The 20,357-nt window shown below is 70.4% G+C and carries 22 protein-coding genes and 1 pseudogene; 15 read left to right on the top strand and 8 right to left on the bottom strand.

What is annotated here, in order from left to right; all coding sequences use genetic code 11:
- Positions 1 to 503 precede the first annotated feature (503 nt).
- Positions 504 to 1,414, bottom strand: a pseudogene (locus HWX09_RS33800) (LysR family transcriptional regulator).
- 161 nt (positions 1,415 to 1,575) lie between these two features.
- Here HWX09_RS33800 and HWX09_RS03195 point away from each other — a divergent pair.
- Positions 1,576 to 2,496, top strand: a complete 921-nt coding sequence (locus HWX09_RS03195; protein WP_027784046.1) for a pyridoxal-phosphate dependent enzyme — start codon at positions 1,576 to 1,578, stop codon at positions 2,494 to 2,496.
- Between the two features lie 265 nt (positions 2,497 to 2,761).
- On the opposite strand, the gene HWX09_RS03190 is transcribed toward HWX09_RS03195, so the two are convergent.
- A complete protein-coding gene (locus HWX09_RS03190) occupies positions 2,762 to 3,916 on the bottom strand; it encodes a DUF2242 domain-containing protein (protein WP_027784047.1) in 1,155 nt (384 codons plus the stop codon).
- 114 nt (positions 3,917 to 4,030) lie between these two features.
- Positions 4,031 to 4,924: a LysR family transcriptional regulator gene (locus HWX09_RS03185; RefSeq protein ID WP_027784048.1), complete on the bottom strand. Its 894-nt coding sequence runs from the start codon at positions 4,922 to 4,924 to the stop codon at positions 4,031 to 4,033.
- A gap of 110 nt (positions 4,925 to 5,034) precedes the next feature.
- On the opposite strand from HWX09_RS03185, the gene HWX09_RS03180 reads away from it, so the two are divergent.
- Both HWX09_RS03180 and HWX09_RS03175 read left to right on the top strand, forming a co-directional pair.
- The gene (locus tag HWX09_RS03180) at positions 5,035 to 5,790 is read left to right on the top strand and encodes a TerC family protein (RefSeq protein ID WP_027784049.1); all 756 of its coding nucleotides are present in this window, start codon (positions 5,035 to 5,037) and stop codon (positions 5,788 to 5,790) included.
- A gap of 90 nt (positions 5,791 to 5,880) precedes the next feature.
- Complete coding sequence (locus tag HWX09_RS03175; protein ID WP_027784050.1) at positions 5,881 to 6,183, top strand: zf-TFIIB domain-containing protein; 303 nt, start codon at positions 5,881 to 5,883, stop codon at positions 6,181 to 6,183.
- A 112-nt stretch (positions 6,184 to 6,295) separates the two neighbouring features.
- Here HWX09_RS03175 and HWX09_RS03170 read toward each other — a convergent pair whose 3' ends face one another.
- On the bottom strand, positions 6,296 to 6,706 hold the full coding sequence (locus HWX09_RS03170) for an Hsp20/alpha crystallin family protein (RefSeq protein WP_027784051.1): 411 nt from the start codon (positions 6,704 to 6,706) through the stop codon (positions 6,296 to 6,298).
- A gap of 16 nt (positions 6,707 to 6,722) precedes the next feature.
- Entirely contained in the window at positions 6,723 to 7,160 is a 438-nt protein-coding gene (locus tag HWX09_RS03165; RefSeq protein WP_027784052.1) for an Hsp20/alpha crystallin family protein, read from the bottom strand.
- 246 nt (positions 7,161 to 7,406) lie between these two features.
- Here HWX09_RS03165 and HWX09_RS03160 point away from each other — a divergent pair, with 246 nt between their 5' ends.
- The gene (locus HWX09_RS03160) at positions 7,407 to 8,324 is read left to right on the top strand and encodes a 3-hydroxyacyl-CoA dehydrogenase NAD-binding domain-containing protein (protein WP_027784053.1); all 918 of its coding nucleotides are present in this window, start codon (positions 7,407 to 7,409) and stop codon (positions 8,322 to 8,324) included.
- 33 nt (positions 8,325 to 8,357) lie between these two features.
- Here the strand turns inward: HWX09_RS03160 and HWX09_RS03155 are convergent, their stop codons facing one another.
- Both HWX09_RS03155 and HWX09_RS03150 read right to left on the bottom strand, forming a co-directional pair.
- Positions 8,358 to 8,639 carry a DUF4148 domain-containing protein gene (locus tag HWX09_RS03155; protein WP_027784054.1) on the bottom strand — a complete coding sequence of 94 codons (282 nt, stop codon included), beginning with the start codon at positions 8,637 to 8,639 and terminating at the stop codon, positions 8,358 to 8,360.
- Between the two features lie 161 nt (positions 8,640 to 8,800).
- A complete protein-coding gene (locus HWX09_RS03150) occupies positions 8,801 to 9,649 on the bottom strand; it encodes a LysR substrate-binding domain-containing protein (protein WP_027784055.1) in 849 nt (282 codons plus the stop codon).
- A 329-nt stretch (positions 9,650 to 9,978) separates the two neighbouring features.
- Here HWX09_RS03150 and madL point away from each other — a divergent pair, with 329 nt between their 5' ends.
- From madL to HWX09_RS03095, 11 genes are all read left to right on the top strand, one after another.
- Positions 9,979 to 10,374 carry a malonate transporter subunit MadL gene (gene madL, locus HWX09_RS03145; protein WP_006485307.1) on the top strand — a complete coding sequence of 132 codons (396 nt, stop codon included), beginning with the start codon at positions 9,979 to 9,981 and terminating at the stop codon, positions 10,372 to 10,374.
- A gap of 11 nt (positions 10,375 to 10,385) precedes the next feature.
- On the top strand, positions 10,386 to 11,153 hold the full coding sequence (madM, locus tag HWX09_RS03140) for a malonate transporter subunit MadM (RefSeq protein WP_027784056.1): 768 nt from the start codon (positions 10,386 to 10,388) through the stop codon (positions 11,151 to 11,153).
- A gap of 419 nt (positions 11,154 to 11,572) precedes the next feature.
- Positions 11,573 to 13,219, top strand: a complete 1,647-nt coding sequence (gene mdcA / locus HWX09_RS03135; RefSeq protein WP_027784057.1) for a malonate decarboxylase subunit alpha — start codon at positions 11,573 to 11,575, stop codon at positions 13,217 to 13,219.
- 10 nt (positions 13,220 to 13,229) lie between these two features.
- The gene (gene mdcC, locus HWX09_RS03130; protein WP_027784058.1) at positions 13,230 to 13,544 is read left to right on the top strand and encodes a malonate decarboxylase acyl carrier protein; all 315 of its coding nucleotides are present in this window, start codon (positions 13,230 to 13,232) and stop codon (positions 13,542 to 13,544) included.
- Entirely contained in the window at positions 13,541 to 14,476 is a 936-nt protein-coding gene (locus tag HWX09_RS03125) for a biotin-independent malonate decarboxylase subunit beta (protein ID WP_027784059.1), read from the top strand. The genes mdcC and HWX09_RS03125 overlap by 4 nt, the downstream gene beginning before the upstream one ends.
- Positions 14,463 to 15,170: a biotin-independent malonate decarboxylase subunit gamma gene (gene mdcE, locus HWX09_RS03120; RefSeq protein WP_027784060.1), complete on the top strand. Its 708-nt coding sequence runs from the start codon at positions 14,463 to 14,465 to the stop codon at positions 15,168 to 15,170. The genes HWX09_RS03125 and mdcE overlap by 14 nt, the downstream gene beginning before the upstream one ends.
- Positions 15,157 to 15,825: a malonate decarboxylase holo-[acyl-carrier-protein] synthase gene (gene mdcG / locus HWX09_RS03115; protein ID WP_027784061.1), complete on the top strand. Its 669-nt coding sequence runs from the start codon at positions 15,157 to 15,159 to the stop codon at positions 15,823 to 15,825. Before mdcE ends, mdcG begins: the two co-directional genes overlap by 14 nt.
- Entirely contained in the window at positions 15,822 to 16,688 is an 867-nt protein-coding gene (gene mdcB / locus HWX09_RS03110) for a triphosphoribosyl-dephospho-CoA synthase MdcB (protein ID WP_027784062.1), read from the top strand. Before mdcG ends, mdcB begins: the two co-directional genes overlap by 4 nt.
- The gene (locus HWX09_RS03105; protein ID WP_027784063.1) at positions 16,685 to 17,617 is read left to right on the top strand and encodes an acyltransferase domain-containing protein; all 933 of its coding nucleotides are present in this window, start codon (positions 16,685 to 16,687) and stop codon (positions 17,615 to 17,617) included. The genes mdcB and HWX09_RS03105 overlap by 4 nt, the downstream gene beginning before the upstream one ends.
- 118 nt (positions 17,618 to 17,735) lie before the next feature.
- Positions 17,736 to 18,257 carry a phospholipase D-like domain-containing protein gene (locus HWX09_RS03100; RefSeq protein WP_027784064.1) on the top strand — a complete coding sequence of 174 codons (522 nt, stop codon included), beginning with the start codon at positions 17,736 to 17,738 and terminating at the stop codon, positions 18,255 to 18,257.
- A gap of 122 nt (positions 18,258 to 18,379) precedes the next feature.
- On the top strand, positions 18,380 to 19,027 hold the full coding sequence (locus HWX09_RS03095) for a phosphoribosyltransferase family protein (protein WP_027784065.1): 648 nt from the start codon (positions 18,380 to 18,382) through the stop codon (positions 19,025 to 19,027).
- A gap of 7 nt (positions 19,028 to 19,034) precedes the next feature.
- Here the strand turns inward: HWX09_RS03095 and HWX09_RS03090 are convergent, their stop codons facing one another.
- Positions 19,035 to 20,252, bottom strand: a complete 1,218-nt coding sequence (locus HWX09_RS03090; protein ID WP_027784066.1) for a polyhydroxyalkanoate depolymerase — start codon at positions 20,250 to 20,252, stop codon at positions 19,035 to 19,037.
- Positions 20,253 to 20,357: the final 105 nt, after the last annotated feature.

Raw genomic sequence — 20,357 nt, 5'->3', positions numbered from 1 at the left:
TCGCGGCTCACTGACGCTTCGCGGCCGATGCGTGGTCGTCCTGCGCGACGCTCGCAAATTCGTCCGGCGGCCGTGAGACGACACGCGAGTGGCCTGTCAGGGCGCATCGGCCGGCGATGGGCGAGCGCCTGCGGCCGGCGTCGCGCAATGGCTGGAAAGCCTTTCTCTGCAAGGCCCGACAGCAAAAAAGCCCCGACCACAGGGGGACCGTGGCCGGGGCGGAAACGCATCCTCTCTTTGGCACGAGGGGTTGGATGCGGGCGCAGTATATTTCGGGCCATGACGATTCGAATCGGCGTTAAACGGCCGTTTTTGGTGTCAATTTGAAAATTGCGATGTCGTGGTGCCGTCCGTCGGCGTTCTGAAAGATTTTTCGGTGGCACGACGGTGTCGTTTAGTGCGCAACAACCGCGGAAACGCCGGGATGACGGAAACGGGAATCCCGTCCGACAGCCGGCGCTGCAAGTCGCATCGTCCGACCGCGCCGATGCGTCCGCATCCGTTCAGCCCGATTCGCCCGCCGCATCGCGGACCGCCGCGAGAAACCGCGCGACGACGGGCGACGGTGCCGCCGCCGCGCCGTCGAACACGAACTCGATGTCGAAGCGGCTCGCGAGTTCGTCGAGCGCGACGAGCCGGACCGTGCGCGGGCAGGTCGGCGACGCGCTTTCAGGCACGAACGCGCAGCCCATCCCGGCCGCGACGAGACCGATCAGCGTCGGGATGTCGCTGCCGACCTGCGCGATGCGCGGCGTGAAGCCGGCCTGCTGGCACTGCGTCATCAGGAACCGGTGGTGCGCGGCCGAGCGCTGCGCATCGCGCAGGTCGGCAGCGACATCCCGACTTCGGCCAGCGTGCGCGGCGCGACGAAGCGGCCGCCCGGCGGCGCGGGCATCGCCAGCACGAAACGGTCGCTCAACAGCCGTACGCCCGTCAGGTGCGGCGCTTCCTCGCGACGCCACGCCATGATCCCGGCGTCGAGCTGGCCGCGCATCAGCGCGCTCGCCTGTTCGGCCGACAACATCGGCGCGATCGACAGTTTCACGTCCGGGCACGCATCGCGAAACGCCTTGAGAACGTTCGCGACGACCGGCAACGGCAGGCAGTTCGGCAGCGCGCCGAGCCGCAGTTCGCCGAGCTGGCCGGCCGCGCTGCGCAACGCGCGCTCGCGGCTGTCCTGCAGCATGGCGAGCAGGCCGGTCGCATCGTGCAGGAAGCTCGTGCCGGCCGCCGTGAGCGTGACGCCCGTCGCGCGACGGATCAGCAGTGGCGTGCCGATCGCGTCCTCGAGCTCGCGGATCTGCCGCGACAGCGCGGGCTGCACGATGCCGGCCGCGCGGGCGCCGGCCATCACGCTGCCGGCCTGTGCGACGGCGAGGAAGTAGCGCAGGTGACGCAGTTCGATCTGGCGCATGCGGTGTCCGGTCCGGTAGATGGATATGCCTGCGAAGCATAGCAAACGCCATTCGATGGTATTGGAAAGCATGACGGGCCTGCCGTACGATGACCGTCATTGCCGCATGCGCGTCGTCGCGAGTCGCGTGCGTTTCCTCCGTCCTCCTTGCGTTCCGTCCCATGCCGCTGCATATCCCGACCCCTTATATCCACTCGCCGATCGCGTCCCGTCGGCTCGGCAGGACCATCCGGCTGAAGCTCGAAGCGCTGCAGCCGTCCGGCTCGTTCAAGCTGCGCGGCATCGGCGCCGTCTGCGAAGCACGCCATGCGGCGGGGGCCCGGCGGTTCGTGTCGTCGTCGGGCGGCAACGCGGGCATCGCGGTCGCGTATTGCGGCCGCGAGCTTGGCGTGCCGGTGCGCGTCGTCGTGCCGGAAAGCACCTCGGCCCGGGCGCGCGAGCTGATTCGCGTCGAAGGTGCGGAACTCGTGGTGCACGGCGCGAGCTGGGCGGAGGCGAATGCGTTCGCGCAGTCGGCGCTCGGCGAGCACGACGCGTTCGTGCATCCGTTCGACGACCACGCGCTGTGGCAGGGCCACGCGACGATGATCGACGAGATGGCGACGGTGGGCCCGAAGCCCGATGCGATCGTGCTTGCGGTCGGCGGCGGCGGTCTGCTGTGCGGCGTGCTCGAAGGGCTCGCGCGCAACGGCTGGCACGACGTGCCGGTCGTCGCGGCCGAGACGGAGGGCGCCGACTGCTATGCGCGCTCGCTCGCGCAGGGGCGTCCGGTCGAACTGGCGGCAATCGCGAGCATCGCGACGACGCTCGGCGCGAAGCGGCCGTGCGACGCGGCAGTCGAATGGGCGACACGCCACGCGATTCATCCGGTCGTCGTGTCCGATGCCGACGCGGTGGCTGCGTCGCTGCGGTTTCTCGACGAACACAGGATCGTCGTCGAGCCTGCGTGCGGCGCTGCGCTGGCCGCGCTGGAGCGGCCGGTGCCGGTGCTCGCGTCGGCAGCGGACATCGCGGTGATCGTCTGCGGTGGCGTGACCACCACCGTCGAGCATCTGCAGACGCTGCACGCGACGTTGCGGTAGGCGAGGGCGCCGGCAGGCAGCGCAGTCGCGAGATGGCAGGGCGCCCGCGATTGTCGCGTGTGGTGACTGCGGGCTTGGGTCGCGTGTGGCCAATCGCGACGCGTCGACGTTGCCTTTCCGTCAGCCTTTCGGTCAATCTCGCGCGGCGACGCGCGGCCGGCGTACAGCCGCATGGGCGTGAACGGCTTCCGGGAATGACGCGGAAGGGGGGCGTACCGTCGCGTTGCGGCGCATTCGGCCGCGCGCGACGCATACGGTTGCGCAATCAGTGCGCGGCTGGTGCGCTCGCGGTGGACGACGCGGACGACGCGGACGATGCGACCGGGGCGGCGGCAGCCGCCGGCGCAGGCGATGCGCTTGACGGCGCCGATGCCGACGCGGGTGCCGATGCCGCTGACGAAGGCGCGGGGACGGTCGATGACGGAGCGGCGGTGGTCGGCGCTGCTGCCGGACCCGAAGCAGACGCGGGCGCGGAGACCGGCGCTGCCGTCGAACCGGAGGTCGACGAAGGTGCCGGCACGGGCGCCGACGCGGGAGCGGGCGCCGACGCGGGTGCCGGACCGGCCGCCGAAGCCGGCGTAGGTGCGGACGCAGCCGCGGGCGCCGCACCCGAAGCCGACCCCGACCCGGACGCCCCCGCCGGCGCGGCAGCGCGCATCGCGGCCGGTGCCGCGACGGCCGACGCCGCCGCAGCAGGCACGGCATTCGCGCCCGACCCCGGCGCGACACCCGGCGCCGAAAGCGGCACCGGCGCCGCGGGCGGCGTCGGCACGACCGGCGTCGTCATCTTCAGTGGTTCGCCCTGCGGCGTCGGCGCGGGCTCGGGCAGCGGCGCGACGTGCTCCTTCTCGGCGGCCTTCACGGTCGCGCGGTCGCGGCGCGCCGGGTCGATCTTCAGGAAATGGTCGACGAGATTGAAGAAGCGCTCATAGAACACGCCGGCGGGAATCGTCTCGCTCGCGGTCTTGACGAGCGCATCGTCGCTCGACCCGATCGGCAGCGACAGCGAGCCGAACACGCTGAGGCCGACGCTGGCCGACGTATTCGATTTCTTCAGCGTATAGCGATCCTGCACCGCGTTCACGTACGCGATGCTCGACGAGCCGTCCGCATTCGCATCCGCGCACACGACGTGAAACTCGATCACGACGTGCATGTCGTTGCTCGGCTGGAAATTCTTGCTGCCGTCGACCGCGTCGTTGCGCGACGACGACACCACGTAGCCCTGGCTCAGCAAGGCGCGCCGCGCGGCCTCGCAGGCTGCGTCGGCTTTCGAGTGGAACGTATGCGCATACGGGCTGCTGGTCGCGTCGAACTGTTCCTGCTGGTAGATCGGCTTGGGCGGCGACGAGCATGCCGTCAGCACGGCCGCGGCCGCGAGCGCGCACGAAACGGAAAACAGGCGAAATCGGTTGTGCATGGCGTCTTTCAGAAGGCTCGGCGAGAGGCGGCGCAAGGGCGGTGCCAGGATCGGCGCGCGCGCATCTCGTATGGCCGGGGCGTCATTATAGTTTCGTTTGATGTCGCGCTCGCTTCAGACGGCCGGCGCGCCGCGCGCCGCGGCCAGCAATCGCGACGTCAGCGGATGATGTTCGCCGCGCCGCGAGCGGATCGCGTGGATCTCCTCGGTCACGTCGCCCGCGCGCCCGAGCCGCCTGAGCCCGCGCAGCAGCGACGCATCGTTCGCGCCGAGTTCGCTCAGCGGAAACACGCCGAGGCCGCGCGCCGCGAACACGGCCATCAGCGCGCTGTCCTCGAACTCGCCGGCCACGCGCGGCACGATCCGTTCGCTTTCCAGCCACACGTCGAGGCGCGCGCGCAAGGCCGAATGCGCGGTCGGCAGCAGCACCGGCAGGTCGGCCAGGCACTGCGGAAAGCGCTGCCGCGCGGCCGGCGTGACGAGCGCCGCGGGCCCGTACCAGTCGACCGGCGACGCGACGAGGCGCTCGCTCGTCACGCGCAGGTTCGACCCGGACGGCGCGCCTTGGCCGGCCAGCACGAGATCCAGATGATGCAGCGCGAGTTCCGCGAGCAGCGCGTCGTGCTCGCCCTCGTGGCACAGCAGCCGCAGCGTGGGCGTGTCGAGCACCGGGGCCAGGATCGCGTGCGCGGCGAGTTTGGAGATGCCGTCCGCGAGGCCGACCGCGAGCCGCACGGTCGGCCGGCTGGCCGCCGCGCGCACGTCGTCGGGGATCAGCCGGCCCATCTCGAAGATGACTTCCGCGCGTGCGAAGGCGGCCTGCCCGGCGTCGGTCATCGTCACGCCGCGTCCGGCCGGTCGCAGCAACTGGTGCCCGAGCGATTTCTCGAGCTCGCGCACCTGGGCGCTGATCGTCTGCACGGCCATGTCGAGCCGGCCGGCCGCCCGCGCGAAACCGCCTTCCTTCACGACGACCCAGAAATAGTACAGATGTCGAAAATTCAGCATCGGAGTGGGATATATCGTAAAAACCGAACCTAAAGTCAGATTCTCTCTGATTTTTTCGAAGTATGGGGCGGCATATCATCTGGCTTTCCACTTTCGTATCGGCCCATCCCATGGACTACCTGCTGACGCTTGCCGCCGACCCTGCCGTCTGGGCCGCGCTTCTGACGCTCGTCGTGATGGAAGTCGTGCTCGGCATCGACAACCTGATCTTCATCTCGATCCTCAGCAACAAGCTGCCCGAAGCGCAGCGCGCGCGTACCCAGCGCCTCGGCATCGCGCTCGCGCTGGTGATGCGCCTCGCGTTGCTCGGAAGCGTCGCGTGGATCGCGAGCCTGACCGAACCCGTGTTCACGCTGTTCGACCATGCATTCTCGTGGCGCGACATGATCCTGCTGGCGGGCGGCCTGTTCCTCGTGTGGAAGGCGACCACCGAGATCCATCACCACGTGGCGCACGACGGCGACGGCGCGGGCGGGGCCGCCGGCGCGGCCGGCCTGACGGTGTGGGCCGCGATCGGCCAGATCGTGATGCTCGACATCGTGTTCTCGATCGACAGCATCGTGACCGCGATCGGCATGACCGAACACATCCCGATCATGTTCGTCGCCGTGATCGTCGCCGTGACCGTGATGCTGTTCGCCGCGCAGCCGCTCGCACGCTTCATCGACCGCAACCCGACGATCGTGATGCTCGCGCTGTCGTTCCTGGTCGTGATCGGCATGACGCTGATCGCCGAAGGGTTCGGTTCGCACGTGCCGAAGGGTTACATCTATGCGGCGATGGCGTTCTCGGCGTTCGTCGAGGGCATGAACATGCTGGCGCGGCGCGCGAAGGCGAAGCGAGCGGCGCACGTGGCACGCGACTGATGCGGCACGCGTGACGCCGGCCGCAGCGGCGGCCGGCTCGCGCGCCTCATGTGGAATCCGAATGAAATTCGAACGGAAAGGAGCAATGCGATGAAATGTCCTGTCTGCAAGACGCCCGACCTGCTGATGGCCGAGCGCCAGTCGATCGAGATCGACTACTGTCCGACCTGCCGCGGCGTGTGGCTCGATCGCGGCGAACTCGACAAACTGATCGCCCGCGAAACCGGCGACGCGCCGGCTCGCCGCGACCCCGCACCGGCGCAACGCGATGCGCCCGCGCCGCGCGGCCGCGACGACGGTTGGGGGCGCGACGGCCGCTCGCACGACGAGCGTTACCGGCACGACGGCCAGCGTCGCAAGAAGTCGGTGTTCGACCTGTTCGATTTCGATTGAACCTGCAGTCTGCGCGCCTGAATGCGCGCGGCCCGATGCAAGAAAGCCCCGCCCGGCAGCGCGCCGGTGCGGGGCTTTTTCATGCGCGTCGCGTCAGGACGCGCATCGACATTTACGCATTGCCGGCCGTCACGTCGATGCGGCGCGGACGCATTTCCTCGCGGCGCGGAATCGTCAGCGTCAGCACGCCGTCGCGCAGGTTCGCGTCGATCCGCGACGTGTCGAGGTCGGCGCTCAGCACGAAGGATCGCGCATAGCGCGTCGCGCGCACTTCAGCGTGCCGGATGCGCAGGTCGTCCGGCGTGTCGATGTGCGTCGCGGCTTCGATCGTCAGCGTATTGTCGTGCACCTTCACGTCGAGGTTCTCGCGCGGCACGCCGGGCAGGTCGGCGCGCAGCGTGACGCCGCTCCGGTCCTCGACGATGTCGACGGACGGGGTGATCGCCGGCCGGCGGGCGGCTTCGGCGGCGGCAGCGTGAACGGTGCTCGGATGGCGTTCGGCCAGGGTCGGATTCGTGTTCATGTCGGTATCCTGAAGGTTACTGAATGGTGATCGCACGCGGCTTCGATGCTTCGCGCCGCCCGACGCGAATCAGCAGGCAGCCGTTTTCGTAACGGGCGCTGACCTGATCGGGGTCCGCATCGCGCGGCAATTCGACCACGCGGCGGAACGCGCCGTGAAAGCGCTCCTGCGCATACGTGCGCACGTCGTCGCCTTCGCGCGGCGCCGGTTTGCGCTCGCCGCTGATCGTCAGCAGATCCTTGTCGATCGATACGTCGAAGTCGGTCGCGGCCATGCCGGGCGCGAATGCGACGATCTCGATCGCATCGTCGGTGGCGCCGACGTTGAGTGCGGGAAAGGCGCCGGGGCGCCCCGCCCGGATGCCGGATGGGCGTTCGCCGAGCAGGCTCGCCACCTGCCGTTGCACGCGGGCGAATTCGTCGAACAGGTCATAGCCGTGATGGATACCGCTCATGTTGGTCCTCCTGAACAGGGAACGCGGGAGACGTGACGGCGCGACGCCTGCGGCGGGCGCGACGGGTGGCTCCACTGGGTCGATACGGGGGCGGTGTGTTGCGTGAGTCACTGCCCGACGACGCTTAATTAGTGGTCGCCGCCACGCATTTCAAGAGGGATCGCGCAATCTGCATCGACGCATGCGCGCGGGATTCGATGCGACAATCGCCGCGGCATATCCGCAGACCAACCACACGGGACAATCATGGACATTCGACGTATCGCGATCGTCGGCGCCGGCGTGATCGGCGCGAGCTGGGCCGCTTTCTACCTGACGCAGGGCTTCGACGTCGTCGCCACCGACCCGGCCCCGCAGGCCGATGCGCGGCTGCGCGACGCGCTCGCCGCGTTTCTCGGCGAACGGGCCGCCGAACTTGCCGCGCGGCTGTCGTTCGACGCCGATCTCGTGCGCGCGCTGGACGGCGTCGACTTCGTGCAGGAGAACGGCCCCGAGCGACTCGACCTGAAGCGCGCGCTCTATCGCCAGATGGACGACGTGTTGCCCGCGCACGTGCCGATCGCGTCGAGTTCGTCGGGCCTGAAGATGTCCGATATCCAGACCGCGTGCGCGAAGCATCCGGAGCGCTGCCTGATCGCGCATCCGTTCAATCCGCCGCACCTGATCCCGCTCGTCGAACTGGTCGGCGGCGACGCGACCGACCAGGACGTGATCGCGCGCGTGAAGCATTTCTACGACGGGCTCGGCAAGCAGACGATCGTCCTGAACAAGGAGATGACCGGCCACGTCGCGAATCGGCTCGCGGCCGCGCTGTTTCGCGAGGTGTATCACCTCGTCGGCGAAGGCGTCGTGAGCGTCGCCGATGCGGACAAGGCCGTCGCGTGGGGCCCCGGCTTGCGCTGGGGGCTGATGGGGCAGTGCCTGACCTATCACCTCGGCGGCGGCGCGGGCGGGATCGCGCACTTTCTCGAACACCTGTCGGGGCCGATCACGAGCTGGTGGGACGACCTCGGCACGCCGTCGTTCGATCCGGAAGTCGATCGCAAGCTGAACGACGAGTTGCGCGCGATCCAGGGCGAGCGCTCGATGCAGGAACTTGCGGCGGAGCGCGACCGGTTGCTCGTCGAACTGATCGACGCGCGGCGCCGCAGTTTCCTGCCCTGATCCCGATCCGATCGCGCGCGGCGGCGGCGCCGCTCACTGCTGCGACGTCGCCTGGCCGGCGGGCGGCACATGGGCCAGCCACGCGGGGTTCACGGCCTGCACGAGTTCGCGGTTGCGCGCGCGGGTCGCGGCGTTCGGCGGGTAGTTGCCGTCGTTCGTCGGCAGTTCGCCGTCGAGATAGGCCTGCCTGAGCTGGTCGACGACTTCCGCGCGTGTCAGGCCCTGTGCGGGGGCCGACGCGTCGGTCTGGGCAAAGGCGGGGGACAGCAGCACGGCTGCAGCGGTCGCGACGGCGAATCGCAGGACGTTCTTCATGGCGGGCTCCGATCAAGGGGACGGGGTACCGGAGGCGCGCGGCGATGCGCGGCGCGTTCCGATGGGTCCCATTGTCGCGAGCGGGTGCTGCGCGGACGATGACGCGTGCCGGGCAAAGCCGTCAGGTACGGGCGCGACCGCGCGCACTGCGCGCGACGCCGTTACAACTCGGCTGCCGCCGCGATCAGCGTGGCTTCCAGCGCGAGCGTCGAGCGCGACGCGGCCGCCGGCCGATCGATCACGTATTCGAGTTCGCCGAGTTCCGGCAGCCCCGCCTCGAGCCGCGCGAGCCCGGCCGGGATCACGTAGCCGGCAAATGCGCTGACGCCGAGCCCCGCGCTCGCGGCCGCACGCAACACGGCGATGCTGCTGCTCACGACGGCGATCCGGTAAGGGCGTCCGACGGCCTCCAGCGATTCGAGCACGCGGCGGCGCGACACGCTCGGTTCCGGATGCATCGCGAGGGGCAGCACGGCTTCGTGGCCGGTGATCCGGGAATCGGGGCCGGTGCACCAGTACAGCGGTTCGCTGCGGATCACGCGGCCGCGCCGGCTGCCGGCAATGCGTTTCGCGAACACGAGATCGTGCCGGCCTTCGTCCAGCGCATCGAACAGATCGCCCGACAGCCCGGTCGAGATCGCGAGTTCGACGTCCGGGTTGCGCTGCACGAAGCTCGCGAGCGCGGCCGTCAGGTGCGCCGACGCGAAATCCTCCGACATCGCGAGCCGCACCTTGCCCGACAGCGGCGGCCCGCATACCGACGTGACGGCCTCGTCCATCAGTTCGAGGATGCGCACCGCGTAGCGGAACAGCGCGTCGCCGTGCTGCGACAGGCGCACGTTGCGCGTGTCGCGCTCGAACAGCGGCCGGTCGAGCAGCTCCTCCAGGCGGCGGATATGCTGGCTGACGGTCGACTGCGACAGGTTCACGCGCTCGGACGCGGCGGTGAAGCTGCCGGACTGGGCGACGGCGACGAAGCTGCGCAGCAACTCGGGCGGTAACGGACGCATTGCTAAATCCACTGAATCGATTTCGACAACTTCATAAATGGCCGGATTTTGCGGCGCTAGTATCGGATCACGCGCCAGTGCGGCCTCCGCGAACGAGGGGCACCGGACGCGTAGCCCGTGTCGCGCCGCCGGTTGCATCGGTCAGTCTAAGCCATCCGGCGTCCGGCCCGAAACCGCATCATCCCATCGACCCCGAGAACGCGCTCGCACGACGAGCCGCCGGGCCGCGGCGCACCGCCGCAGGAGACACGCAGTCCGCCCGGGTTCGGCGTGCGGGCCTGGCTCCCGCACGCGTCAGGCGCCCGTCACGAAGAGACTGGAGACGACTCATGATCATCTACGGAACCGCGCTGCTGGCGTTCTGCCACCTGGCCGGACTGTTTCTCGGCGACCTGCTCGGCAGTGCGATCGGCGTGAAGACCAACGTCGGCGGCGTCGGCATCGCGATGCTGCTGCTGATCTGCCTGCGCCTGTGGCTGCACCGGCGCGGCTGGCTGCCGAAGGAGACCGAGGCCGGCGTCGGTTTCTGGGGCGCGATGTACATCCCGGTCGTCGTCGCGATGGCCGCGAACCAGAACGTCGTCGCCGCGCTGAAGGGCGGCCCGGTCGCGCTGCTGGCCGCCGTCGGCGCGGTCGCGATCTGCGCATGCTGCATCGCGGTACTCGCTCGCACGGGGCGCGACGACACGGCCTTCGCGGGCGTGCCGCAATTCGAAGAACAATAACGGAGGCCGCCATGCTGCAAATGCTCGAAAAAACCGTCGCCCACAACGGGCTCGTCGCGTCGTTCGCGCTGGTCGGCCTGATCATGTGGCTGTCGTCGATCGCGTCGCGCAAGCTCACGTTCGGCCGCGTGCACGGCTCGGCGATCGCGATCGTCATCGGTCTCGTGCTCGCGTACGTCGGCGGCGCATTCACCGGTGGCGAGAAGGGGTTGGCCGACGTCAAGCTGTTCGCCGGCATCGGCCTGATGGGCGGCGCGATGCTGCGCGATTTCGCGATCGTCGCGACCGCGTTCGAAGTGCAGCCGACCGAGGCGCGCAAGGCCGGGCTCGTCGGCGTCGTGTCGCTGCTGCTCGGCACCGTGCTGCCGTTCATCGTCGGTGCGTGCATCGCGCGCGCGTTCGGCTATACCGACGCGGTCAGCATGACGACCATCGGCGCGGGCGCCGTCACCTACATCGTCGGGCCCGTCACGGGTGCGGCGATCGGCGCGAGCTCCGACGTGATCGCGCTCAGCATCGCGACGGGGCTCGTCAAGGCGATCATCGTGATGGTCGGCACGCCGGTCGCGGCCAACTTCATGGGCCTGAAGACGCCGCGCTCCGCGATGATCTTCGGCGGGCTGGCCGGCACCGTCAGCGGCGTGAGCGCGGGGCTCGCCGCGACCGACCGCCGGCTCGTCCCGTACGGCGCGCTGGTCGCGACGTTCCATACCGGCGTCGGCTGCCTGCTCGGTCCCTCGCTGCTGTTCTTCACGACGCGCGCGCTGGTCGGTGCCTAGGGCCTGTTCACGCTAATAACGGGCTTGCGCTGGCCCCCAGAAGGGCCGAGCGCAAGGATTGCGACGAAGCGAATACTCGACGTATTCGCGAGGAGCATGACGCGGCGATCGGCCCTTCTGGGGGCCAGCCCCGCGAACGAATTTTTTCAAACAGGGGAACGTGCCTTTCCGCCCGCATGGCGGCGTCGTTCGTCGTTGCAATAGCGACGGCTATTGCGCCTCCTCTCTTGTTGCCCTGCGGGCGGAAAGGCACGTTCGCAAGCCCGTTATCAGCGTGAACAGGCCCTAGGACGATGGATGGGGCCCGCGCGCGGGCCGCATCCATCGCGGCGTCCTCTGAGTCGCATTCTGCAACATCATCAATCGGCGGCGGCGCCAGGCTTAGAATGCCGCTGAACCATCGAAGCGGAGAACTATTCATGACGGGATGGAATCACGCGCGGCAGGCGCGCGATGCACGCCTCGCGGCCGGCGCGGCTTACGCGCAGGGCAAGCGGATCGATGCGCGCGACACCGTCGCGTTGCTCGAAGCCGTGCTGCGGCCCGGCGACCGCGTCTGCCTCGAAGGCGACAACCAGAAGCAGGCCGACCTGCTCGCGACGGCGCTCGCCGACGTCGACAGCGCGAGGATCCACGACCTGCACATGGTGCAGTCGGGTGTCGTGCTGCCCGAGCATCTTGACGTGTTCGAGCGCGGGATCGCGAAGCGTCTCGATTTCGCGTATTCGGGCCCGCAGTCGCAGCGGATCGCGAAGCTGCTGTTCGGCGGCAAGATCGCGCTCGGCGCGGTGCATACCTATCTCGAACTGTTCGCCCGCTACTTCATCGACCTCACGCCGCAGGTCGCGCTGATCGCGGCCGTGAGCGCCGATCGCGACGGCAACCTGTACACGGGTCCGAACACCGAGGACACGCCGACCGTCGTCGAGGCCACCGCGTTCAAGGACGGCGTCGTGATCGCTCAGGTCGACCGCATCGTCGACAAGGTGCCGCGCGTCGACATCCCGGGCGACCGCGTGCATTTCGTCGTCGAGGCCGGCCGGCCGTTCTACGTCGAGCCGCTGTTCACGCGCGATCCGGCCGCGATCACCGAAACGCAAATCCTGACCGCGATGCTCGCGATCAAGGGCATCTACGAGCCGTACGGGATCAAGCGCCTGAACCACGGGATCGGCTTCAACACGGCCGCGATCGAGCTGCTGCTGCCGACCTACGGCGAGAAGCTCGGGCTGAAGGGCAAGGTCTGCACGCACTGGGCGCTCAATCCGCACCCGACGCTGATTCCCGCGATCGAATCGGGCTGGGTCGAGCAGATCCATTGCTTCGGCTCCGAAGTCGGGATGGACGACTACATCCGCGCGCGCTCCGACGTGTGGTTCACGGGCCCCGACGGCTCGCTGCGCTCGAACCGCGCGTTCTGTCAGACGGCCGGCCTCTATGCGTGCGACATGTTCATCGGCTCGACGTTGCAGATCGATCTGGCGGGCCATTCGTCGACGGTCACGGCCGAGCGGATCGCCGGCTTCGGCGGCGCGCCGAACATGGGCAGCGACGCGCGCGGCCGCCGCCATCCGAGCGAGCCGTGGCTGAAGGCCGGCGCGCAAGCCGACCCCGACACGCCGGCGGCGCTGCGGCGCGGCCGCAAGCTGGTCGTCCAGATCGGCGAGACGTTCGGCGACAAGAACGTGCCGATGTTCGTCGAGAAGCTCGACGCGCTGAAGCTCGCCGACAAGCTGCAACTCGACCTCGCGCCGATCATGGTCTACGGCGACGACGTCACGCACATCGTCACCGAGGAAGGAATCGCGAACCTGCTGATGTGCCGCGACAAGGACGAACGCGAGCACGCGATCCGCGGCGTCGCCGGCTATACGGACGTCGGTCGCGGCCGGGACCGGAAGATGGTCGAGCGGCTGCGCGAGCGCGGCGTGATCCGCCGGCCGGAGGATCTCGGCATCGATCCGCTCGACGCCGACCGCCGCTGGCTCGCCGCGCGTTCGATCAAGGATCTCGTGCACTGGTCGGGCGGGCTCTATGCGCCGCCGGCCCGGTTCCGCAACTGGTGAGGAAGACGGCATGGAACAGTTGAACTATCGCTTCACCGCGCGCGAACGCGCGAAGGGCGAGCTGGCCGCGGCACTCGTCGGCGTGGTCGCGTCCGGCAATCTCGAGGTGCTGGTCGAGCGCGTGCTGCCGGGCAACGAATGCGAGATCGACGTCCGCACCGCGGCCGTCGGTTTCGGCGCGGTCTGGCAGGCGGTCGTGTCGGATTTCGTCGAACGGCGCACGCCGGGCGGCCTGAGGCTGTCGATCAACGACGGCGGCGCGCGCCCCGACATGGTGTCGCTGCGGCTCGCCCAGGCCGTGCGCGCGATCGAGGGAGACGCATGATGAGCGACGCGATCCACGACGCGCCGGCGTTCGTCGCGAACGCGGCGAGCTGGTATGAAGCATCGGCGCGGCAGCGCATCGACGGGCTGCTCGACGCGGGCAGTTTCAGCGAATTCCTGGGGCCGGCCGAGCGCGTGACGAGCCCGCACCTGCCGCTGTTCGATCTGCCGCGGCAGTTCGACGACGGGATGGTGGTCGGCCACGGCCGGCTCGACGGCCGGCCGGTGCTGGTCGCCGCGCAGGAGGGCCGCTTCATGGGCGGTGCGTTCGGCGAAGTGCACGGCGCGAAGCTCACCGGGTTGCTGCGCGCCGCGCGCGAAGTCGGCAAGCCGGTGCTGATCCTGTTCGATACGGGCGGCGTGCGGCTGCAGGAAGCGAACGCGGGCGAGCTCGCGATCGCCGAGATCATGCGTGCACTCGTCGAAGCGCGTGCGGCCGGCGTGCCGGTGATCGGGCTGATCGGCGGGCGCGCGGGCTGCTACGGCGGCGGCGGCCTGCTCGCCGCGTGCTGTTCGGCGCTCGCGGTGTCGGAGCAGGGGCGCATCAGCGTGTCGGGCCCCGAAGTGATCGAGACCAATCGCGGCGTCGAGGAATTCGACTCGAAGGATCGCGCGCTGATCTGGCGCACGATGGGCGGCAAGCACCGACGCCTGATCGGCGGCGCCGATCGTTACGTGGCCGATACGCCGGACGCGTTCCGCGCGGCCGCGCTCGAGCTGATCGGCCGCGCGCCGGCATTCGATGCGGCGATGCTGCGCGCCGAACAGGCGCGCCTCGAAGCGCGGGTCGAACGGTTCGGCGCCTGCAAGGACGCGCTCGACATGTGGCGCACGCTCGGGGCCGACACGCCGGAAGCGATTCCGGGCATGTCCGACGATGCATTCGCGACGCTCGCCGATCAACTGCAGGAGTCCCAGCATGACGCTCGATGAAGTACTGAACTCGCTGTTTCCCGCGGGCCATTCGATTGCGCGTGATGGCGGGCTGCTGACGGGCCACGCGGAACTGGCCGGCGCGCGCGTCGACGTGATCGGCGTTGCCGATCGCTTGCCGTTCGGCATCGACGAGGCGCTGACGCTCGCGTCGCGCGTGCTCGACACGGTCGCGCGCGGCGGCGACACGCCGATCCTCGTGCTGGTCGACAGCGACAGCCAGCGGATGAGCAAGCGCGACGAATTGCTCGGCCTGAACGAAGGGCTGTCGCATCTCGCGAAGTGCCTGATGCACGCGGATCTCGCCGGGCACCGGACGATCGGCGTGCTGTACGGCCACACGGCTGCTGGCGCATTCATCGCGACCGCGCTCGCGACGCGCACGCTGCTCGCGGTGCCGGGCGCCGAGCCGGAGGTGATGGACCTGCCGTCGATGTCGCGGGTGACCAAGCTCCCGATCGACGTGCTGAAGGAGATGGCGCGTTCGACACCGGTGTTCGCGCCGGGGCTCGACAACCTCGTGAAGATGGGCGCCGTCGACGCCGTGCTCGATCCGTCCCGCGCGCTCGACGCACAGGTCGGCGAATGGCTCGGCAAGCCGGCCGACCGCATCGACGGGCGCGCGGCGCGCGGCCGGCCGGTCGCGACCGACGTCGCCGGTCGCGTCGAGGCGCTCGCGCGTGCCGCACGCTGAGCTGCCGCTGCGCCGCCACACGCTCGTCACGCTGACGGCGGCCGGGTGGGGCGCGGCATTCGCCCGCGACCCCGCGCTCGCGGCCGACCCGCTCGTACGCGCATGGGCCGGACGCGGCTGGCCGCTGATCGTGCGTCGCGCGTCGCCGGATGAAGCCGATGCCGGCCGCGTGCCGCTCGGCCTGCCGCTGCCGCCGTCGGCGGGCAAGCGGCGCATCGCGCTGAACGCGGCCGCCGACGCGCTCGCGACGGTCGGTCCGCTGCCGACATTGACCGATGTGCTCGCCGCCGCACCGGCGGCATGGCAGGCGCCGCTGCACGAGCTCGATGCGCTCGGCGCGCGTTGCGGCGTGCAGGGCCGCGTGTTCGGCAGCCTCGCGTGGCAGGCGCTGACCGGCGAGGCTTACCTGAGCGCATCGTCCGATCTCGACATCGTATTCCCGCTGCCCGATCCCGCATCGCTCGCGCCGTTGCTCGACGGTCTCGCGGCGATCGACGCGCGCGCGCCGATGCGCATCGACGGCGAACTGCTGCGCGAGGACGGCGCGGGCGTCAATTGGCGCGAACTGCACGCGCGCTCGCCCGACGTCGCGGTGAAGACCGCGATGACCGTCGAATTGATGCGCGCCGACGCATTCACCGGAGGCGCGCGATGAACGCCCGGGCTGCCTGCCGCGTCGCCGCGCCGTCCGATGCCGAATGCATCGCCGCGCTGGCCGAGCGCAGTCTCGTGCTCGAGATCGACACCTATCCGAAGCCGGGCCTCGTCAGTCACGTCGACACCGGCAGTCACGCGGACATGGACGCCGCGACGTTCGCGCGCAGCGCCGCCGTGCTGCGGCCGTACTTCGCGGAACTCGCCGACGCGGGCGCGCGCGACGCCGACATGGCCGTGCTGCGCAAGATCGGCCTGCGTGCCGAACACGCGATGCTCGCCGCGACCGGCGGCGTCAATACGCATCGCGGCGCGATCTTCGGGCTCGGGCTGCTGTGCGCGGCCGCCGGCCGGCGCGCGCTGCCGGGCGCGATGCCGGACGGGACCACGCTCGGTGCGTTCGTGTCCGGTCGCTGGGGCGTCGAGATCCTCGGCGGCCCGCGTTTGCCGGACAGCCACGGCGAGCGCGCCAGCCGCCGCTACGGTGTCGGCGGGGCGCGTCGCGAGGCGGCCGACGGCTTCCCGTCCGTGTACGCGGTCGGGCTGCCCGCGCTGCGCCGCGCCCGCCGCGACCGGCCGGACGATCCGGAAGCCGCGCGGGTCGCCGCGTGCTTCGCGCTGATCGCCGCGCTCGACGACACGAATCTGCTGCATCGGGGCGGGCAGGACGGCCTCGATTTCGCCCGCGCGACGGCCCGCGCGTTCGTCGCGCGCGGCGGCGTTCGGGCGCGCGACTGGCGGCTGCGCGCGGCGGCCGCGCATCGTGCGTTCGTCGCGCGCCGGCTGAGCCCGGGCGGCGCGGCCGACCTGCTCGCGATGAGCGTATTCGTCGATGCGCTCGAAGCCGAAGGGGACGCGCGATGACGCTGGCCATCCTGTGCTCGGGGCAGGGCGCGCAACGCGCCGACATGTTCGAACTGACCGGGGCGGCGCCGCAGGCCGACGCACTGTTCGTGCATGCGGGCCGGCTGCTCGGCGACGATCCGCGCGCGTGGGTCCGGCAGGCTGGGCCCGACGCGCTGCAGGAAAACCGTGCCGCGCAGATCCTCTGCACGGTCCAGGCGCTCGCGGCGGCGGCGCTGCTCGATGCGGTGTGGCCGCGCCGGCGCTGCGTCGCGGGCTACAGCGTCGGCGAGGTCGGCTCGTGGAGCGTCGCGGGGATGATCGACCCGCACGATGCGCTCGATCTGGCCGCCGCGCGGGCACGCGAGATGGACGCCGCGAGCGGCGGCGACGAGCGGATGGTGTTCGTGCGCGGCCTGACGCGCCCGCAGCTCGCGCAGCTGTGCGACGGTCGCGACGCGGCCATCGCGATCGCGAACCCCGGCGATGCGTTCGTGGTCGCGGGGCGGCACGCCGATGTCGATGCCGTGGCGGATGAGGCGACGCGCGCCGGCGCGCTGCGTGTCGCGCCCGTCTGCGTGCGGATCGCATCGCACACGCGCCGGCTCGCGGCGGCCGTGCCGGCGTTCCGCGCGACGTTGGCCGCGACGCCCGTGCGCCGGCCGTTGCCCGGCACGCGGCTGTTTTCGGGGATCGACGGCGCGTCGGTGCTCGATGTCGACACGGGCCTCGACAAGCTCGCGCGGCAGATCGCCGAGCCGGTCGAGTGGGCGGCCTGTCTCGCCGCGTGCGTGGAGGCCGGCGCAACCGCGTTTCTCGAGCTCGGCCCCGGACGCGCGCTGGCCGAGATGGCCGCTGGCGCGTATCCCGCGCTGCCGGCGCGCAGCCTTGCGGATTTCCGTTCCGTCGAAGGCGTGACGAGCTGGCTCGCGCGCGTCGCGGCCGGCTGATCGGCGGGGCTGAAACTCGGCTGAAAACACGGTCGCCGGGCACCGGTTTCGCACCGGGTGTTGCGCCGGCGCAGCAGCGTCGCAGCCGCCCCTTGCCACGCGAATTGGCGTCGCTACAATGGCGCCCGCCATGAGACCAGCCGCCTTCCTGCTCGCCGCGTTCTGCTGCGCGACGAGCGTCCACGCCAGCCAGATTCCGTCCGACGCCGCCTCGGTCGGCACGTACTTTTCGTATGACAACGCAGCGGCCGACGCGACCGTCGATCTGATCGAACAGGCGCAGCGCCGCGTGCTGCTGGCCGGCTATACGCAGGTGCCGCCGGCTGTCGCGAGCGCGCTGCGCTCGGCCCGCGCGCGCGGGATCGAAGTGCGCGTCGTGCTGGTGCGCCCGCCGCGTGCGGGCAGGTACAGCGGCGCCGGCTATCTGAAATCCGCGGGGATCGACGTCGCGATCGATTCCCGGCACGGCGGCCCCGCGTCGCGCTTCGCGATCGTCGACGACAGCGTCGCGTTGACGACCCTGTCCGACGGCGCGGCCGAGCAGGCCGACACGATGAACGTGTTCCGGCGCGCGCCCGAACTCGCGCAGTCCTACGCGCAGTCGTTCTGGCGGCTGTACCGGCAGGCCGGCGGCCTCTGACCCTTCCTACGGCGCGGTGCGCGCCGGTGTGACCCTGCTTGCATCGGCGCGAACGATGAACCATCCTCGTTGACAGGCGCCGGCGCGGGTTGCGCACCCGGCGCAACGGCAGGGAGCCGATCGTGACCGAAAGCAGTTTTGCCGATCGCGCCGATGCCGGCCGCCAACTGGCCGACGCGTTGCGCGAATACGCGGGGCGAAGCGATGTAGTCGTGCTCGCGTTGCCGCGCGGCGGCGTGCCCGTCGCGTATCCGGTCGCGTGCGCGCTGCGCGCGCCGCTCGACGTGCTGGTCGTGCGCAAGCTCGGTGTGCCGTTCGACCCCGAACTCGCGATGGGCGCGATCGCGACGGGCGGCGTGATTCATCTGCAACGTTCGGTGATCCGCGCGATGGACGTATCCGATGCGCAGCTCGCCGACGTGATCGCGCGCGAGACGGCCGAACTGCAACGCCGCGAAGCGCTGTACCGCGGCGCGGTGCCGCCGCGCGCGGTGGACGGACGCATCGCGATCGTCGTCGACGACGGTGTCGCGACCGGCGCGTCGATGCGCGTCGCGCTGCAGGCGCTGCGCGAGCGCCACCCGGCGCGCATCGTCGCGGCGGTGCCGGTCGCGCCGGCGGGCGCCGCGCACGCGTTCGACGGCCTGGCGGACGCGTTCGTCACGGTGTCGCAGCCGTCCCGGTTCTTCGGGATCAGCCAGTTCTACGCGCGCTTCGAGCAGACGAGCGATGCTGAAGTGCGTGCGCTGCTCGATGCGGCGTGCTCGTGACGCGGCGTCACGTCCGACGGATCCGGCGCGAGCGCGGTCGGCGGGCTTCCGCCAGCGCGAACACGCGCTGCAGCGCCGGATGGACGTTGCCGTGCCAGCGTGGCCCCGTAAACAACCCGTAGTGATCGCAATCGTCGATGTCGACGCGATGGCGCTCGTCGGCCGCGAGCCCGCTGCACAGGCCGAGCGCCGCATGGGTCTGCCCGGCGCCCGTGACCGTGTCGCGGGCGCCTTCGACGGTCAGCAGCGCGACGTCGCGCAGCGCGGCGGGTTCGACGCGCCGGCCGTGCACGTGCCACGCGCCGGTCGCGAGCAGCATGCGCTGGAACACGACGTCGACCGTGTCGAGAAAATAGTCGGCCGGCATGTCGAGCAGCGCCGTGTATTCGCGCAGTGCCCGCCGGGCGTCGGCGAGCCCGGTCATGTCGAAGCGCGATGCGGCCAGCGCATAGGTTTCGACCAGCGTCAGGAAGCGCTGCGGATACAGGAGCGCGATCTCGCCCTGTTGCAGATAGGTCGGGAACACGTGGCGGCCATGCCCCGCGAAGCCGGGCGGCACGATGTCGATCAGGTGGCGCCGGCACCAGTCGAGCGAATGGGCGGCTGCCGCGGTGCCGAGTGCGCTCGGATTCAGCCGCGCGTCGAGCGGGCCGCCGATCAGCGTGATACTCGCGGGCGGCGCGAGGCCGCGCGCGGCACGCAGCGCGAGTGCGCCGAGCGCCGGTACGGTGGCCTGGCACACGGCGACGACGTGCAGCGGCCGATCGTCGCGCTGGAGGGTGTCGACGAAGCCGTCGAGCATCGCGACGTATTCGTCGAGCCCGAAACGGCCGGCCGCGAGCGGCACGTCGCGCGCATTGCACCAGTCGGTCACACAGACGTCGCCATCGGCGAGCAGCGTTTCGACGGTTTCCCGCATCATCACGGCCGCATGCCCGACGAGCGGCGCGCACAGCAGCACCGTGCGGCGCGCGTCGGCATGCGCGAAGCGCCGCAAGTCGCAAAACGGCGTGTGCGTGACGACCTGCTCGCTGACGCCCGGCCACGCGAGGTCGAAGCCCGGCGGCGCGGTCTGCGGCCCGAGCAGCGGTTCGAACAGGTCGTCGTAGCACGACGATGCGGCATGCGGCAGCGACGCCGCGGGCCACGCATCGAACGCGTATCGCGTCGCCGCGCGCCATGCGCGCATCCATTCCCGCTGCTGCTCGACGACGGCATACCACATGGCGGACCCTGGGGCGGAACGAGCGTGAATCTGCATTATGGTCACAGTGGACGGGCAGTGCGAGCCCGATGCGCGGCTGGCCGATGCGCGTCAGGCGCACGGGCA

This window comes from Burkholderia sp. BCC1208 (genome assembly GCF_902833095.1).
Classification (GTDB): domain Bacteria; phylum Pseudomonadota; class Gammaproteobacteria; order Burkholderiales; family Burkholderiaceae; genus Burkholderia.
The sequence above is the reverse complement of the archived record's forward strand: the minus strand, read 5'-3'. Positions and strand labels throughout refer to the sequence as shown.